Source organism: Microbacterium endophyticum, from assembly GCF_011047135.1.
In the GTDB taxonomy this organism is placed as follows: domain Bacteria; phylum Actinomycetota; class Actinomycetes; order Actinomycetales; family Microbacteriaceae; genus Microbacterium; species Microbacterium endophyticum.
The window spans coordinates 603,702-618,876 of record NZ_CP049255.1; the positions used below are offsets into that span (position 1 = coordinate 603,702).

Annotated in this window: 11 protein-coding genes; 6 read left to right on the forward strand and 5 right to left on the reverse strand. The window is 59.2% G+C overall.

The annotated features are described in order from the left end of the window. The first annotated feature begins 9 nt into the window (after window positions 1-9). Entirely contained in the window at window positions 10-1,425 is a 1,416-nt protein-coding gene (locus G6N83_RS02905) for an O-antigen ligase family protein (RefSeq protein ID WP_165139115.1), read from the forward strand. After that, on the forward strand, window positions 1,425-2,747 hold the full coding sequence (locus G6N83_RS02910; protein ID WP_241246262.1) for an O-antigen ligase family protein: 1,323 nt from the start codon (window positions 1,425-1,427) through the stop codon (window positions 2,745-2,747). Before G6N83_RS02905 ends, G6N83_RS02910 begins: the two co-directional genes overlap by 1 nt. Here G6N83_RS02910 and G6N83_RS02915 read toward each other — a convergent pair. Then, window positions 2,732-3,478, reverse strand: a complete 747-nt coding sequence (locus G6N83_RS02915; protein WP_165139117.1) for an ABC transporter ATP-binding protein — start codon at window positions 3,476-3,478, stop codon at window positions 2,732-2,734. The genes G6N83_RS02910 and G6N83_RS02915 overlap by 16 nt on opposite strands. Then, a complete protein-coding gene (locus G6N83_RS02920) occupies window positions 3,478-4,269 on the reverse strand; it encodes an ABC transporter permease (protein WP_165139119.1) in 792 nt (263 codons plus the stop codon). Before G6N83_RS02920 ends, G6N83_RS02915 begins: the two co-directional genes overlap by 1 nt. A gap of 128 nt (window positions 4,270-4,397) precedes the next feature. Between G6N83_RS02920 and G6N83_RS02925 the strand changes: the two genes are divergently transcribed. Genes G6N83_RS02925 through G6N83_RS02940 form a run of 4 tightly spaced genes read left to right on the forward strand, consistent with a single transcriptional unit; the run spans window position 4,398 to window position 11,339 of the window. Continuing rightward, the gene (locus G6N83_RS02925) at window positions 4,398-6,308 is read left to right on the forward strand and encodes a glycosyltransferase (protein WP_165139121.1); all 1,911 of its coding nucleotides are present in this window, start codon (window positions 4,398-4,400) and stop codon (window positions 6,306-6,308) included. After that, a complete protein-coding gene (locus G6N83_RS02930; protein ID WP_165139123.1) occupies window positions 6,305-7,270 on the forward strand; it encodes a glycosyltransferase in 966 nt (321 codons plus the stop codon). The genes G6N83_RS02925 and G6N83_RS02930 overlap by 4 nt, the downstream gene beginning before the upstream one ends. Beyond that, window positions 7,267-8,235: a rhamnan synthesis F family protein gene (locus G6N83_RS02935; RefSeq protein WP_165139125.1), complete on the forward strand. Its 969-nt coding sequence runs from the start codon at window positions 7,267-7,269 to the stop codon at window positions 8,233-8,235. Before G6N83_RS02930 ends, G6N83_RS02935 begins: the two co-directional genes overlap by 4 nt. A 23-nt stretch (window positions 8,236-8,258) precedes the next feature. After that, on the forward strand, window positions 8,259-11,339 hold the full coding sequence (locus tag G6N83_RS02940; protein ID WP_165139127.1) for a glycosyltransferase: 3,081 nt from the start codon (window positions 8,259-8,261) through the stop codon (window positions 11,337-11,339). A gap of 1 nt (window position 11,340) precedes the next feature. On the opposite strand, the gene G6N83_RS02945 is transcribed toward G6N83_RS02940, so the two are convergent. The 3 genes from G6N83_RS02945 to G6N83_RS02955 form a co-directional block, all read right to left on the reverse strand. Continuing rightward, window positions 11,341-12,759, reverse strand: coding sequence for an ArnT family glycosyltransferase (locus tag G6N83_RS02945; protein ID WP_165139129.1), 1,419 nt, complete (start codon window positions 12,757-12,759; stop codon window positions 11,341-11,343). 194 nt (window positions 12,760-12,953) lie between these two features. Beyond that, a complete protein-coding gene (locus G6N83_RS02950) occupies window positions 12,954-14,195 on the reverse strand; it encodes a polysaccharide pyruvyl transferase family protein (protein WP_165139131.1) in 1,242 nt (413 codons plus the stop codon). Continuing rightward, on the reverse strand, window positions 14,192-15,160 hold the full coding sequence (locus G6N83_RS02955) for a lysylphosphatidylglycerol synthase domain-containing protein (RefSeq protein ID WP_165139133.1): 969 nt from the start codon (window positions 15,158-15,160) through the stop codon (window positions 14,192-14,194). The genes G6N83_RS02950 and G6N83_RS02955 overlap by 4 nt, the downstream gene beginning before the upstream one ends. Window positions 15,161-15,175: the final 15 nt, after the last annotated feature.

Sequence of the window (15,175 nt, forward strand, 5' to 3'; positions counted from 1 at the left end):
GAAGAGACCATGGCCGTACACACGAAGCATCCGATTGCAGCGCCCCCCGCTGCGCCTCCCAGGGAGAAGACGCGGCATCTGATGCTGCGCGCCTGGTGCGTCTTCGTGCTCTTCCAAGCATTCGCAGGAGTTGCCTGGGTCAACGCCTTCGGCGACTTCATCGCCGGAAGCATCGCTGCGGTATCCGCCATCATTTCAGCGGTGCTGTGGGTCAGCATCCGACCACCCCTGAACTGGCGGCGACTGCCCTGGTTCCCTCTCGGTTACGTTGCATGGGCGTTGACCTCGGTCTTCTGGTCTTCGTGGCTGTCTACGACAGCGCTGACATGGACGCTTCTTGCGTGCACAACGCTGCAAGGCCTCATGGTCGCGAGCATGCTGGGCTGGAAAGAACTTATCCGGGCGATGGCTGCTGCACTGAAGTGGGTCATCTCACTGTCGCTCCTGTTCGAGCTTGCAGTATCCGTCTTCATCAACGGGCCAGTATTACCCGGGTTCGTGATTCCAACGACGAAGTTGGACCCGATCGTCTACTGGTCCCGAAATAATCTGTTCGATGGCGGCCGCATCCAGGGCATCTTCGGCAACGCGAATCTGCTCGCGAGCGTCGCACTCACGGCCATGATTGTCTTCGCGCTGCTGTTCGCCGCGCACACGACTCGCCGTGTTCCGCTCGCGCTCTGGTTTTCCGCAGCAACCTACGCGTTCGTTCGCGCCGATTCCGCCACCGCGTACCTTTCGGCCATCGCTGTCGCTGTCGTGCTCACGACGTCTCTCCTCATGCGCACTGCGCGGCGTCCGGGGTCTCGCACAAAGTACTACGCTGCATTCGCCGGACTCGGAGCGCTGGGGATCGCTGCGGTATGGGTGTGGCGAGACGCGATCTTCACGGCGCTGGGGCGGTCATCCACTCTTACCGGGCGCGAGACCATCTGGCAGGCCGTTCTCGACCGTGCCGTCGAGCATCCCGTCGTCGGCTGGGGCTTCGCGACACCGTGGTTAGACTCGGACCCCGCTTTCGATGGCTGGATCATTGACCACGGGCAGAGCGTGATGCAAGCGCACAACATGTGGATCGACGTCTTTTTGCAGCTCGGAGCCGTCGGCCTCTTCATCATGGTCGGTATCTACTTCTCGGTCATCTGGCGGGCGTGGTTCTTCGCGGTCGACCGACCAAGATGGGACCTTGTGGACAGTCGTCCGTTCTCCCCCCTCACTCTCCTGCCGATCCTCCTCATGAGCATGCTTCTCGTGCAGGGTCTCGCTGAGTCCGGGCCCCTTTTGCTGTGGGGATGGTTGAGTGTCGTCATGCTCGGGTTCAAGATCAAGCAAGCGCCCCTGATCGGCGTCGGCCCAACCGGACAGACACTCGCGATGGAACGTGGCGATGGACTTGCCACCCTCGCGAAGACTCAGCACACGTGATGAGCGGATTCGGTGGAACGCCTGCATCGCTGCGGTTCGGCAGAGAGTTCTTTCGGTCAGCGGCGATCGCCCGAGCTTTCACGCTGACGACTCTCGGCACCGCGTTCGGCATGTTTGCCATCGAGCATGTCGCTGGTCGCATCTGCCTCATCACGATCATCGTCGGACTTTGTTTGCTTGGCGCAGCAATACTTTGGGCGCGAAGCGACGATCTCGAACTACCGCGCCTTGTGCCGCTGTCAGTGCTTGCCTTCGTCGTTTGGGCACTCGCCAGCACGATTTGGACCCATGACACCACAGAGACGATCGTCGGCTGGCTCGCATTAGCGGCGCTGGCATTCTTGGGAATTGTCGCGGCTCACGTGCGCGACACTCTCCAGATGGTTCGCGCCCTCGGTGATGTACTGCGACTACTGCTCGCGATATCGCTCGGCATCGAAATACTCTCCGGCATTCTCCTCGATACGCCGATAGCGTTCCTCGGTGTCGAAGCCAACATCGCCGCCGGTGGACCCATTCAGGGACTCTTCGGTACTCGCAACGCGCTTGGCTTCGTTGCCGTCATCGCCTTAATCGCGTTCATGATCGAGTGGCGAACATCATCGGTTCGATCCGGAGTCGCGATCGGCTCCGTTGTTCTGGCTGGTGTGCTCGCTGTACTTTCCGATTCACCCACCGTCGTCGTTCTCGGCGTTGCTGTCGGTGCCGCGGCGCTCATACTCATGCTGGTGCGCCATACCGCCAGCGAGAATCGAAACGTACTGCAATGGACGCTCGGCGCAATCGTCGCAGTAGGGCTCGCCGTTACATACGCGCTGCGACATCAAATTATCGCGTTCCTCGGCGCGGGCAGCGACTTCTCGACCCGGGTCGATCTATGGAACACCATCGAGCAGTTCGTGCGCATTTACCCCGTCCAAGGGTGGGGGTGGATGGGACCGTGGCTGCGCAACCAAGCACCGTTCAACGCGATCAACTACGTCGAACAAGACCACCACGCCAGCGCGCTCAACGCCTTCGTCGATGTGGTCCTACAGTTGGGCTGGGTGGGACTCGCGCTATTCGTCTTGTTGGCGGGGATCGCTCTGGTGCGTTCTTGGCTCGTCGCAAGCGTTCGTCGCTCGGTCGTCTACGCCTGGACACCGCTCGTCGTTATTGCCCTAACCGTAGATTCGCTCTTTGAGAGCTTCACTCTTTCGGGCTTTGGTTGGCTGCTGCTCGTCATCTGTGCCGTGCGGGCCGGGCAGTCGCGGTCATGGCGCCAACACATCAACGACGAGCCAGGAAGCTCAGACCTTCCCGCAGCTCACGCGGCGGAATAGTCGGCGTTATACCGGTCCAGCACATCGGCGAGCGGAGCATCCATCTCCAACCGCCCCTTGTCGAAGTAGATTCCTCGCGTGCAAAATCTCCGCAAGTCGCGCTCGTTGTGGCTAACGAAGAACAGCGTCCGCCCCTCGGCCAAAAGCTCGTCGATGCGTCGGTAGCACTTCTCGCGGAAGGCCTTGTCTCCGACGGCCAGTACTTCGTCGACCAGAAGAATAGGTTGGTCGAGCTGGGATACAACGGCAAACGCGAGACGAACCTTCATCCCATTCGAGAGGTGTTTGTAGGGAGTCTCGAGAAAATCCTCGAGCTCAGCGAACGCAATGATGCCGTCGAACCGACGGGCTATCTCAGCGCGAGCCATCCCGTGGAGTCCAGCCGTGAGGCGGACGTTCTCGCGAACAGTGAGGTCTCCGACGAACCCCCCGGTGATCTCGATCAACGGTGCAACGCCGCCGTGCACCCGTACTTCGCCCTCATCGGCGAGAAGCACGCCCGCGACGAGCTTCAATAGCGTTGACTTTCCTTGACCGTTTCGCCCTACGACGCCGATAGACTCCCCCGGCCTCACCGAAAAAGTCACGTTTCGTAGCGCCCAGAATTCACCCGGCCGTGAGCGCCGCGAGGCACCGGCAAAAAGGTCTTTGATACTTCGCCGCCCGCGCTTGTTTCGGCGAAAGCGGATGCCGAGGCCATCTACCTCGATAGCGAGCGAAGCAGTTGACATCACAGCTCCTTCAACATGGGGCGCTCGAGCGACCGGAACGTGTACATCCCGAGCGCCAAAAAGGCAAGACTCATCACCGCACCGACGACGACAGTGAACGTGTTCCATTGATCAGGAAAAAACCCCATGCGATACAGCGCGAAGATCCCGGAAAGTGGGTTGAACGCCGCAACCGCAGAAAAGGCGCCGGGGAGATTCGCGACACCGTAGATGATCGGCGAAGCGTAGAAGAGCGCCCGCAGGATGAGCTTCGTTGTCCGTTCGAGGTCGGACCACAGCACGCACAGCGGCGCGATGAGTAAACCCAGGCCGGTTAAAAGCACGAGCTGGAGGATCATCGCGACGGGGAAGAGCAACAGCCCCCAACCGACGGTTGCTCCAGAAAAAACAGCGAACACGACGAGGACGGGCAGCGAGAAAAGGAATTCGATTCCCTTGCTCAAAACGATGCGATTCACCCAGATAGAGCGCGGAATTGACGTCGAACGCACGAGCCTCGCGTCTTTATTGAATGCCCTTGTGAAGTCGCTCACAGATGAGTTGAACCATACCCAGGGCAGGAGGGCGGTGATCAGAAAGACGATGTAGGGCTCTTCGCCGACCGTGCGGTGAAATACCTGAGTGAAGACGAACCAGTAGATACCGGTCATTACCAACGGGTCGAGAACCGACCACAGGTATCCGAGGGCACTGGTGGAATATCGCACGCGAAGATCTCGCGCGGAGAGTATCCACAATGAGTGCAGATACCGGCGCGAAGATCCGGGGGCGCCGACGGCTGCGGTGGTCACGATTTCGAGTGTAGATGCCCAAACGCCGTAAGCGAGCGTTCACACCCAGGGATCAACATGGCGCGCACGGTAGGCTTCTCTCCGGCTCGACGCTCCCGACGCCTGTCTCACACGCAATCGGAGAACCAGTGACACACGTCCTTCAGAATGTTGTCTTCCCGCTCGAGCGGGACCCCGACATCCTTCCGCTGTATGCCGACCCCGAAACGTGGTCGATCATCGACGAGGAACCCGTGCGTGTCACCAGCGTTGCTCACCTCGCGAACGTCCTTGACCGCCACAGAGCGCGCATCGCAGCAAGCCGCCGCGTCTCGTTTGCTTCTTACTTCAACGCTTTCCCGGCGTCCTACTGGCAGCATTGGACGCCCGTTCGCAACATCTCCCTGACTGTGCGCACCACGGGCACAGCGACAGTTCTCGTCTACCGCTCCACCGGCGGCGGCATCAAGCAGCGGATCGAGACACGCGAGGTAACCGGGTCTGCCACGACGACCGTCGAGCTTGTGCTCGATCAATACAGCGACGGCGGATGGATCTGGTTCGACATCGTGGCCGACCACGAAGACACGATCTTCGAGGGCGCGGAGTGGACGACCGAACAACAGCCCGTACGTGCGGGCAAGGCGTCGCTCGGAATCACGACCTACAACAAGCCTGGCTATTGCGTTGAAACTCTGGCGAATCTGGCTCAGTCGCCCGAAGCGCTTGACGTTATCGACCGCATCTTCGTTATTGACCAGGGCACTGAGAACGTTGAAGATCGCCCTGAGTATGCGGGACTCGCTGCAGAGCTCGGCGAGACTCTGCAGGTCATCCGTCAGCCCAACCTCGGTGGCTCGGGAGGTTTCTCGCGCGCAATGATCGAGACCCTCGATCGCCCCGACAGCGACTTCGTTCAGCTCCTCGATGATGACGTGCGCATCGAACCCGAATCAATCCGCCGCTCCGTGATCTTCGGCCGGTATTGCACGACGCCCACCATCGTCGGAGCACACATGTTCGACCTACTCGATCGACCGAAGCTCCATGCATGGGCCGAAGTGGTCGATGATGTTCCGTTCATGTGGCGAACACTCTTTCAAGAGCGGATGCCGCACGACTTCAGCGAAGCAAACCTTCGGCAGTCTCCGATGTTGCACATGCGGCTCGATTCCGATTACAACGGGTGGTGGATGTGCCTCATCCCCGTTTCGGTGTTGCGTGAGATCGGGCTTGCTTTGCCTGCCTTCATCAAGTGGGATGACGCCGAGCACTGCCTGCGTGCGCGAGCTGCTGGAGTGCCCACAGTTTCGCTGCCGGGCGTCGCGCTCTGGCACGTCTCCTGGGTCGGCAAGGACGACAGCATCGACTGGCAGGCGTACTTTCACGCGCGAAACCGCATCGTGGCAGCTCTCCTACACTCCCCCGTTCCTGACGGCGGCACACTGATCCGCCACAGCCGACGTGTGGATCTCAAGCACCTCATGATGATGCAGTACTACCCGGTAGAGCTGCGTCACCGCGCACTCCGCGACGTCATGTCGGGTCCGCAGCACATGTGGAAAAATCTCGAAACGGCGATGCCAGGCGCACGCGCCGCTGCCAAGGACTATCCCGAGACCGTGGTCCACAAAGAAGCGGCATCCGTTCTGCGCTCTCGCCGTGGCCGGCAGGTGTTCAAGCGCCTCAGGCGGCAGCAATTCGACAGCCCAACGGGAATGCAACTTCGCTGGTTTACACTCAGCACGCTTGTAGCGCACTGGATACACACTCCCCGGCCAGAAAATGTGGCTCAGCCCGAAGTTGAATTCGGCAAGCTCGACGCGCACTGGTGGCGCATACCTCGGTACGACAGCGCGCTCGTCAGTACCGCCGACGGGGCGGGGAAGAACATTTACACTCGCGACCGCGCGGCGTACCGACGGATGATCGTTGAGAGTGTTCGTCTGCACCGGCGTTTGCGTAAGGAATGGGCGCGCCTCTCGCATGAGTACCGAGATGCATTGCCTGATCTCACCTCGGCCGAGACCTGGCGCTCCAACCTTGGGGTGAATAAATGAGCGCTGCTTTCGACCCCGCTACAGCGACGATCGCAATTGTGACGTTCAACCGCTCACACCTGCTCTCGAAGCTGCTCGACAGCATTATTGTGATGGACCCGAAGCCCGGTCACGTCGTCATTATCGACAATGCATCAACCGATGACACCACTTCACTCGTCGAGTCATACCGCGATCGAATTGGCGCGACGCTCGTGTACCGGCGACTCGACGAAAACACCGGTGGTTCCGGCGGGTTCAGTGAGGGCATGCGCGTCGCGTACGAGCTGGGATCGACCTGGATGTGGCTCATGGATGACGACGTCGAAGTCATTCCCAATGGACTCGCACGAATGGGCGCCTGGGCACCGCGTTTCAAGAGCATCCAGGGCCGTCGTTACGATTACGACGGAAGCGAGTTCTACTGGCAGTACCGCATCGCCGAGCCTCTCGGCATCCCCATCCCGTTCGCGCCTGCTGGGTTCGACGAGTCGGGCTTCAAACCGATGAATTCGGGATGCTTCGAGGGCATGTTCATTCACCGTGACATCGTGCAGCAGATCGGTCTTCCTGATCCGCGTTTCTTCATCTACTGGGATGACCAGGTTTATGGCTGGCTTGCGTCACGCAAGACGCAATCGGTCATAGTCAACGAGTTTGTGCTCAAACGCACCCGCGAAATCAAACAGTGGGACATGGGCATTCGTCATATGAATGCCTCGAGCAACGCTTACAGGTACTACATCATGCGCAATCGCGCGCACATCAAGCAGTACTACCGGTCCGTTGGCATTTACAACCCTGTGCTCTTCGGTGCAGGTACGGCGCTCACGTTTGCGAAAGAGCTCATCCGCCTGCTGTTCGTCGAACGCACCGTGCGTGGCACGAGTAATCTCATTCGCGGGATTCGCGACGGGAGAAAGATTTCCCAGGATGCCAGTTGGCGCCCTATGCCCGCGCTCGATAGAGGAATGATCGAGTGAAGCGACTAGCTCTCGTCGCCCACTTCAACCCGCTCGGACGCGTCGCACCGCACGTGCTGCGCCAGCTCCAGGACCTTTCGCGAACATTCGATCGAGTCGTTCTCGCCTCCACGAGTACTTTCACGCCGGAAGATCGCACCGCGATATCTCCGTACGCCGAAATTCTTGAGCGCGCAAACGTTGGCCAAGACTTCGGGTCGTGGCACGAGGCACTCCAGATGACGGACTTCGCGGCCGACTACGACGAGCTGCTGCTCACGAACGACTCCTACGTGCAGCTAGTCCCCGTCGAGTCGATGATCACCAAAATGCAGTCACAACCGGTGGAAATGTGGGGAGCAACACGAACCTGGCGCCGCGGAGAGCATATCCAGTCCTACTTCCTGTATTTCTCAACCGAAGCACTGAAATCTGCGACCTTCACTTCGTTCTGGGACCTATACCGTCCCGCGGTGGATCGAAAAGCAGCGATCGCGCAACAAGAGCTTGGCATCAGCCTGCAGATGCGTGAAGCGGGATTCCGGCTCGGCTCCTACTTCGAGCCGACGACCGCCGAAATGAAGCGTGCATCCAGACGCGGAACACACTGGCTGCAGCGTCGACGCCACCGGTATCCGTCAAAGTTCCTCGACCTCGTCGACAGCGACTTCGATGTATCCCGGCGCCGTGACCCGCGCGAAAGTCGCTTCCTTAACCCGTCGACCGTCTACGCAGACTCCGTCTTCGACAACACGAGATTTCCTCTGGTGAAGTTCGACACACTCCGCTACGACCCCTATTGGCTCGACTCGGCCGCGCTGCTCTCGATGTGCGAAGCACGGTTCCCTAACGAATTCGATGGGGTGCGCGAATACATCGACGCCACAGCTTCTTTCTACCCTGGGCGACGCTGGGAGAACGACAGCTCAAGCTCACTCTCTGCGCTGCAACGCCGGCGAGTGGGCTACACATCGCGGCAGGCATGATGAAAGAGAACAAGGACACCCAGATGAACCGACTGCGTGAGATGAGTCGCCACCTTCGCCGTCTTCCCGTCGTGCGACATGCTCTGGAAAAAAGCGATCCACGTCGACGGATCGCGCGAATCATCGCAGCAGGGATCGTTGACCCCGTGCTCTACGCGGCTCAGCTCGGCGTCGATGAAATGAGCACGGCAGAAGCCGCCAAGCATTACATTCGCTGGGGCTATCGGCACGGCTACGCCGTCAATATTCTGATCGACAACTTCGTCCTCAAGCAGAATATGCCTGGCACTCCCCGTCCTCTCGCGTATGACTACATCGCAAGCGCGGAGTGGAACACGCCGGTGAGTCCCGTTTGGGATCCCGCGTCTTATCTGGCAGAGCACCCAGAAGCAAGACAACATCCCGGCGGCCCCGTGGGGCACTTGTGGGGGCGCGTTCAAAGCGACCCGCAGAACGTGAAGATACCCATTCAGGATGCTTCGGGTGTGCGAACTGTCGCGTGGACAGATCTTTACCAGGATGCACTGCAGGCGATTTCAGCGTGGTCGGCCGCGCGAGCGGACCGCCGCCGCCGCCGCCCAAATTCATGGATGAAGAAACCGACTGAAGCACTGCCAGTCTGGGACAGTGCAAAAACGCAGCCCCTGGTATCCATCGTCATGCCGGCATGGAATAGATCTGGCGGGGTGAGAGTCGCGGCAGACTCAGTTCTTGCCCAGACATGGACGAACTGGGAACTCTTAATCGTCGACGACGGCTCGTGGGACGACACCGCGGCTATCGCTCAACTCCTCGCGCATCGAGACCAGCGCATTCGATTCATCCCTCGTGATCACAGCGGCGTGAGCGCGACACGCAACGCAGGCATTGACGCGGCGCGGGGCGAATACATCGCGTTTCTTGACAGCGACAATGAGTGGCAGCCGCTCTTCCTTGAGACGATGGTGTCGTCAATGGTCGAAGAAGGCGACACCGTCGCCTTCGCGACGATCGAGCTGGTGTACGAGGATCGCGTTGGCTATCGGCAAAGTGAGCCAACACATGACAGCTTGCTGCTCGGTAACTCTGTCGATCTGAATTCGCTCGTGGTGCGCGCTGATGCCCTCACCGCGGCCGGAAACTTTGACACTGCCCTGCCACGCGCAGTCGACTTCGACCTCATTCTGCGGCTTGCGGAAAAAAACCGAATTCGGCACATTCCGGTACTCGGGGCTATATACGACAATCGCGAAGAATCTGCTGACCGCATTTCCACGACTGAGCCCATGGGGTGGAACACCTACGTGCGTCTTCGCGCACAAGTCTCCTGGGATGAGCTGCGTGAAAAAGAGCTACTTGCAGGAACTCACGTCATCGCGATCTTGAATCGGCGCGACGAAAACATCAGTCACAAGTTGAAAGAGCTTCTTCTACTTTCCGAGGATCCGTCATTCAGCGTGCTCGTGGCGTTCATCGCTCCCACCCGAGAGGAGTGGATGTCGGGGGCGGCAGCACGTCTCGGACGCCCAGACCTCGACACACAGCTTTTTGTCGAGCGCGAGTCCTTTTCGTACGCAGTGAACATGTGTCTGACGAAGGTGCGCCGAACTGGAACGCTGGTCCTTGGCCCTCGCGCGCTCTTTGATGCCGATTCCGTCCGGAAGCTGGCCAACGCAGCAGAACCGACGTCGCGACGAGTGGTCATACCTACCAACGTCACACCCCAAGGAGTGTTGGTCGGCGTCGGATCGGTGCAGCCCAAGCGCGGCGCGGCGCCCGAGCCGATCCTGTCGGGCCACCCCCTTTCTGACGCCAAGGCTTTAGGGACGACCCACAAGATTCCAGCTCTCCACGGCGAGTCTTTCGCTATGCCGACAGCTGATCTCGTCAAAGTGCAGGGACTTTCGCCACTGCTTTATAACCAGTTCGAGCTGCCTGCCCTTTCGTCGGCGCTGAGTGCAGAGTGGCCTGACTACGAATTCGTCGTCCGAACTGACGTCGTGTGGCGTCAGTTCGAAAACGGCACCCCTCCGCGCGTTGATCCGATGGGTAACCTCAGAGCGCTAACCACTCTCATGCCCGAGGCACTGGGTGATGCTGCTGAACTTTATGCGGAGCTCGGCCAAAAACTCGCGCATTGGGAGTATCTCACCGCTGCAGACGGTGAGTCCCGGATGCGGCCTGTGATCCACCGTGCAATCGCAACCTCGTCGAGTATTCCGCGCCTGCGATGGGCGTTGAAGATCGCCTCGCCCTTCGGGCCGGTGGGCGAAACCTGGGGTGACACACACTTCGCGCGCTCGCTGGCGCGCGCTCTAGAACGCCTAGGACAAGAAGTCGTCATCGATTACCACGATGCACACAGTCGGGAGACCGCGTACATTGACGATGTCAGTCTCGTGATCCGAGGTCTCGACGTGCACGTCACTCCCACCGCGGGGATCAATATGCTCTGGGTCATCAGCCACCCCGAGATGGTCACCCGAGCCGAAGCAAGCAAGTTTGACTTAGTGTTTGCCGCATCGGACTCATGGGCTCGAAGACAATCGAGCCGTTGGGGTCGCACTGTGACACCGCTTCTGCAGTGCACTGATCCAGAACTATTCCGCCCAACACAGCGGACACGAACGCAAGACATCGTTTTCGTGGGCAACAGCAGACACATCGCTCGCCCGGCAGTGCTCGAACCACTGCGGGCAGGCATTCCCCTGGTCGTCTACGGCGGCGACTGGGAGCAGTTCATCTCCCCCGACTCGATCGCAGCGACGAGCGTTCCGAACGCGGAAGTTCCCGCGCTCTACGAATCTGCATCAGTCGTCCTGAACGACCATTGGCGTGATATGCAGCGCGAAGGGTTTATGTCCAACCGCCTATTCGATGTCGTGGCTGCCTGCGGGCGTGTCCTCAGCGACCGTGTCGACGGGATCGACAAGGTATTCGGAAAAGCAGTGGCGACGTACAACTCACCGGCAGAGCTCGTGTCGATCCTCGAGGGCGATCTGACCGCTGCCTTCCCGACCGAATCTGAAATCGCTGAAACCAGCGAGTACATTCGGCGTGAGCACTCGTTCGACGCGCGTGCTCGGGTTCTCATCGACGCGGCGATTGCGTGCCGAGATAGTTGATCTACTGAGGTACAACTGGGGCTGGGCCGGATTCTGACAAGACCTTCTCCCGCGCACACACCACAACGGCAACCACTGCGATCAAACCAGCAATGGCGTAAACGCAGATCGCAATCGCGAACGCGACGGAAGTAACCGCGCCACTAGCCAGCATGGCGTCGACTCCAGATTCCGACCACAGCACTCTGTATCCGAAGACCCATCCACCAATACCCGCGCATAGCCCCGCGAACATAATCAATCCCGCCACCGCTGCACGCAGCCAGGGAGTAACGCGACGGAAAAGAAGGGTCCAACACATGCCAAGGCTTACCGCCAAAGCGGTAAGCCCTCCGTAGAGATATCTCCCTTGAATCCCGCGAATGGTCCCGTTGTCCCAGAAGATCTCCCAGGCGTGGAAAGTGATGATTCCCATTGTTGCGAGTGGGTACAGCAGGAGAACCGCCAGCGCGAGACGTCTCCGAGAAAACGCGAGAGCACACACGATACTCAAGATGGCAACAATGCTTGCTGACGTCGTGAGCACGACAGGGAGATCAAGTTCCGCTCGGAAAGAGCCCCACATTGTCTCGTTTAAGCGCTCCCCGACTCGCAGGAAGAAGCCACTCAGACTGTACGCATCGGATGGCTCTTCTTCGTCGATACCGCTGCCGAAAACACTCGGTTGAAGAACACCGTAAACGATCAGGTTTCGGAGCCACCACCAGCCTCCGATAGCGAAGGCCAGAGCCATTGTCACAGCAGCCGGGAGCAATCGCCGCATCGGACGAGAGTAGGCCCGCCAACCAGCGACGAGGAAACCGATAAATACAAGCGGTATCGCTGCAAGCAGCAAACCTTTGGTAAGCAGCGCCACGCCCAGCACTGCGCCGCCCACAAGTGAAAGCGCGATAACGCGCTTGGGCTTCGTCATCGCTCGAACCACGATGTACATGAGCGCAGCACCAAGAAAAGTCGCGAGGGCATCATTGGTAACGAGGGAAAGCACATGGTGATACTGCGGAATCGCGAGAAGAAGCGCGCCCCCGAGTACGCCTGCAGCCCGGGATCTTGTGATCCGCCGCACGCTGCCCGCGACAAAAGGCACGGCCAATGCAGCCGATGCAGCTGAGACTAGTCGCATTCCCAATAGCAGTTGGTCCCAGCGCCACTCGTTCGCGCCGAGCGCAGTGAGCGTACCCGCGACAATCGTGTAATAGGCGGGAGGATGCTGGGTCATCCAATCGGTCTGCTCTGGAGAACTCGGCTGGTTCTTGTCGGAAATAACCGAACGCTCGCTCGCGGAAGGAAGTGGGTCGTCCGCCTCCCCAGAGATCGGGTGCCCTGCCTCCCTCGACGCGACTGCCGTTCCCTCGAGCATGGGCGCTGACTTGGGCGCCGGCCAGCCGCCGTCTTGCATCAAGCGCAAAACTGAGTTCATATGGCGCGGTTCATCGACGGTGCTAAACGGAGCGGTAGATGTCGCCCAGCCAAAGAGGAGCACAAATGTCGCCACGGTGACCGCGGCGACTCCGGCTGCGTACCATGACGGTCTCGCTAGACGACGAGCCTTCAGCCGTCGCGCAGCGGCTCTAGAGACAGAATGATCTAGCCGCGTATCAGTCACTGACGATGTCACGCGCGTGCACCACGGGTTTTTTGAACGATGTCAGAAATTAAGTCTGCCTGCATGAGCGATCGCGCTTTCACCGACGGCAGACGGGCATCAAGTTTTGCCTTGACCTCCACGCGCTGACTATCTAACTCGGAAAAGCGCTCGGTGAGGTATTTGAGCGTGAGCTTGTCGTGTCCGAACGCCCAATCCTCGAGTTCAAACATTTCGAGAACTTCGCGATATTTGTGGCTCCAGCCGATAACGAGTGTGGGAACCGCCATCGCGAGCGAGGAGACCATCGCGTGGAATCGGCTGGCGACGAAAAGCGAGCACTGCCCGATCAAAAATCTCAGCTGCTGCGACGTAAGCTCACGATCAACAAACAGCAGGTCAGCACCTAGCCGGAGGCGTGAGTGAATATCACGGCACAACGGCAGGTCATTGTTGTGTGTCTTCTCTGTTCCGGTTCGAACGCTGTGAGGGATCAACATCACGTGCTTTCCCTCGCTTCGAAGGTATTCGATAAAGGCGACCATCTGACTGACGTAGTCGCCGCCCCGCGCGTCGACCTTTTTTTGTAGCACGACGCTCGGGCACACGCCCACCACATCCTGCTCGAAGAATGTGAGATCGATCTGGCTCGATACATCAGTCGCTTCAGTGCCCGCGAGCTCGAGAGAGAATGCGTAGTCAGCCCCGGCAACAATATTGCTCAGGCCAAGACCCTCCGCGTACTCATGAGTGATCCTGCCGCGAGTGACGAGGGTACGCACCTTCGGCAAGAAAGTGCGAGAAGCCCAGCGATTCACAGGATTACGAAACGGTCCGACGGCCTGAGCGCATTTGAAAACGGGGGTTCTTACGTTGATCGCCGGAAGAATTGAGGCGATGTTGTAGAGCAGAAACTTCTCGCGTCCATCGGTGAAAGTGATTCCGCCTTGATCAAGAAGAACGTCTGCCTCGCTCAATGCACGAATAGCCTCCGACCGGCTACGCAAGACGCCGCGCAGAAATGGAAGAACCCGGTACGCGAGCGCGAGCGAATTGATCGTCACACCGAGCTGCTTTGCATTCGCAGCCACGATCTTTAGGTTCGGGTAAGGATTGAGCGCTGCATCCTCTTCGGGATACATGCTCAGCAACGTGAAGCTCGGGTTATCCAGACGCTCGGAGAGTGTCTGGACGGCGGCTTCGAGCATCGCCGACGCGCCCTTATTCCCCGACAGCGCAGAGCCAATGATGGCGATATTGGGAGAGGTCATGGTCGGTACTCCTGAGGAATCGTGCGGCGGACACCGCCGTAGATGAGCGCAACAATCGCGTCACCGACGGTGCTGAGAAGACGTGCGAGAAGACTGATGATTACCGCCTCCTCGACGGGAACATACTGGGTGAGAACAAGAACGATGATGGCCTCTCGAACGCCGAGACCGCTCGGCACAAAGAAGGCGAGTATTCCTATGGCACCTGCAAGCACATAGGCGGCGGCGAATGGCACCCACTCCGCAGGGCCGATTCGGGAAACTGTGATAGCGATCAGTACGAAACCGACCCCGTTGAGAATCCTGGGGAGCAGAAATTCCACGAAGAACCGGAGTGTCTGCGCCGAGTTGAGAAAGTAGCGTTCGGGAACATCTTTCTTAAGGATGCGTCGAGCTGCGAGTCCGACGATCTTACGGAATGTCGGCTTATGGAGGATGAGTACCAGGGGCACGAGCACGAGCAGGGGAAGCAAGAGGAGCGTCGCGTTGTCACCAAAAATGCGAGGGCCAAGACTCACCAGCAGGATAAGTGCGCTGGGCACAATCGAAGCTAACTGCAGATAGACGTTCTCATATACGAAGGAGATGACGATCAGAGATCGGCTCACCCCCTTCTTCCCTGCCCAAACGATTTTGTTCATGACGGAACCGATTTGGCCAGGAATGTACTTGAGCAGCCAAGAAGCGCATTGCACGGCTATCGCCTCGGCCGCGGAAACACGCGCGGTGGGCTCAAGTACACGCACCATTCGGCCCCAGAGCAGCCCAGTAAGCGGCACAGCGAGGGCGAAGATCAGCGTTGCCGGAATCCATAGCCAGTCGAAGTCAAGATGCTTTTGCGAGATTTGATCCCAGTTGCTCCACAGTGAGGAGGCAAAGAAGTAACCCACTGCGGCGAGCACGAGCACAGTGATGCCCCAACGCAGCGCACGTTTTCGCCACCAGGGCGATGAATTATTCGTCATTTGGACCGGCCGAAA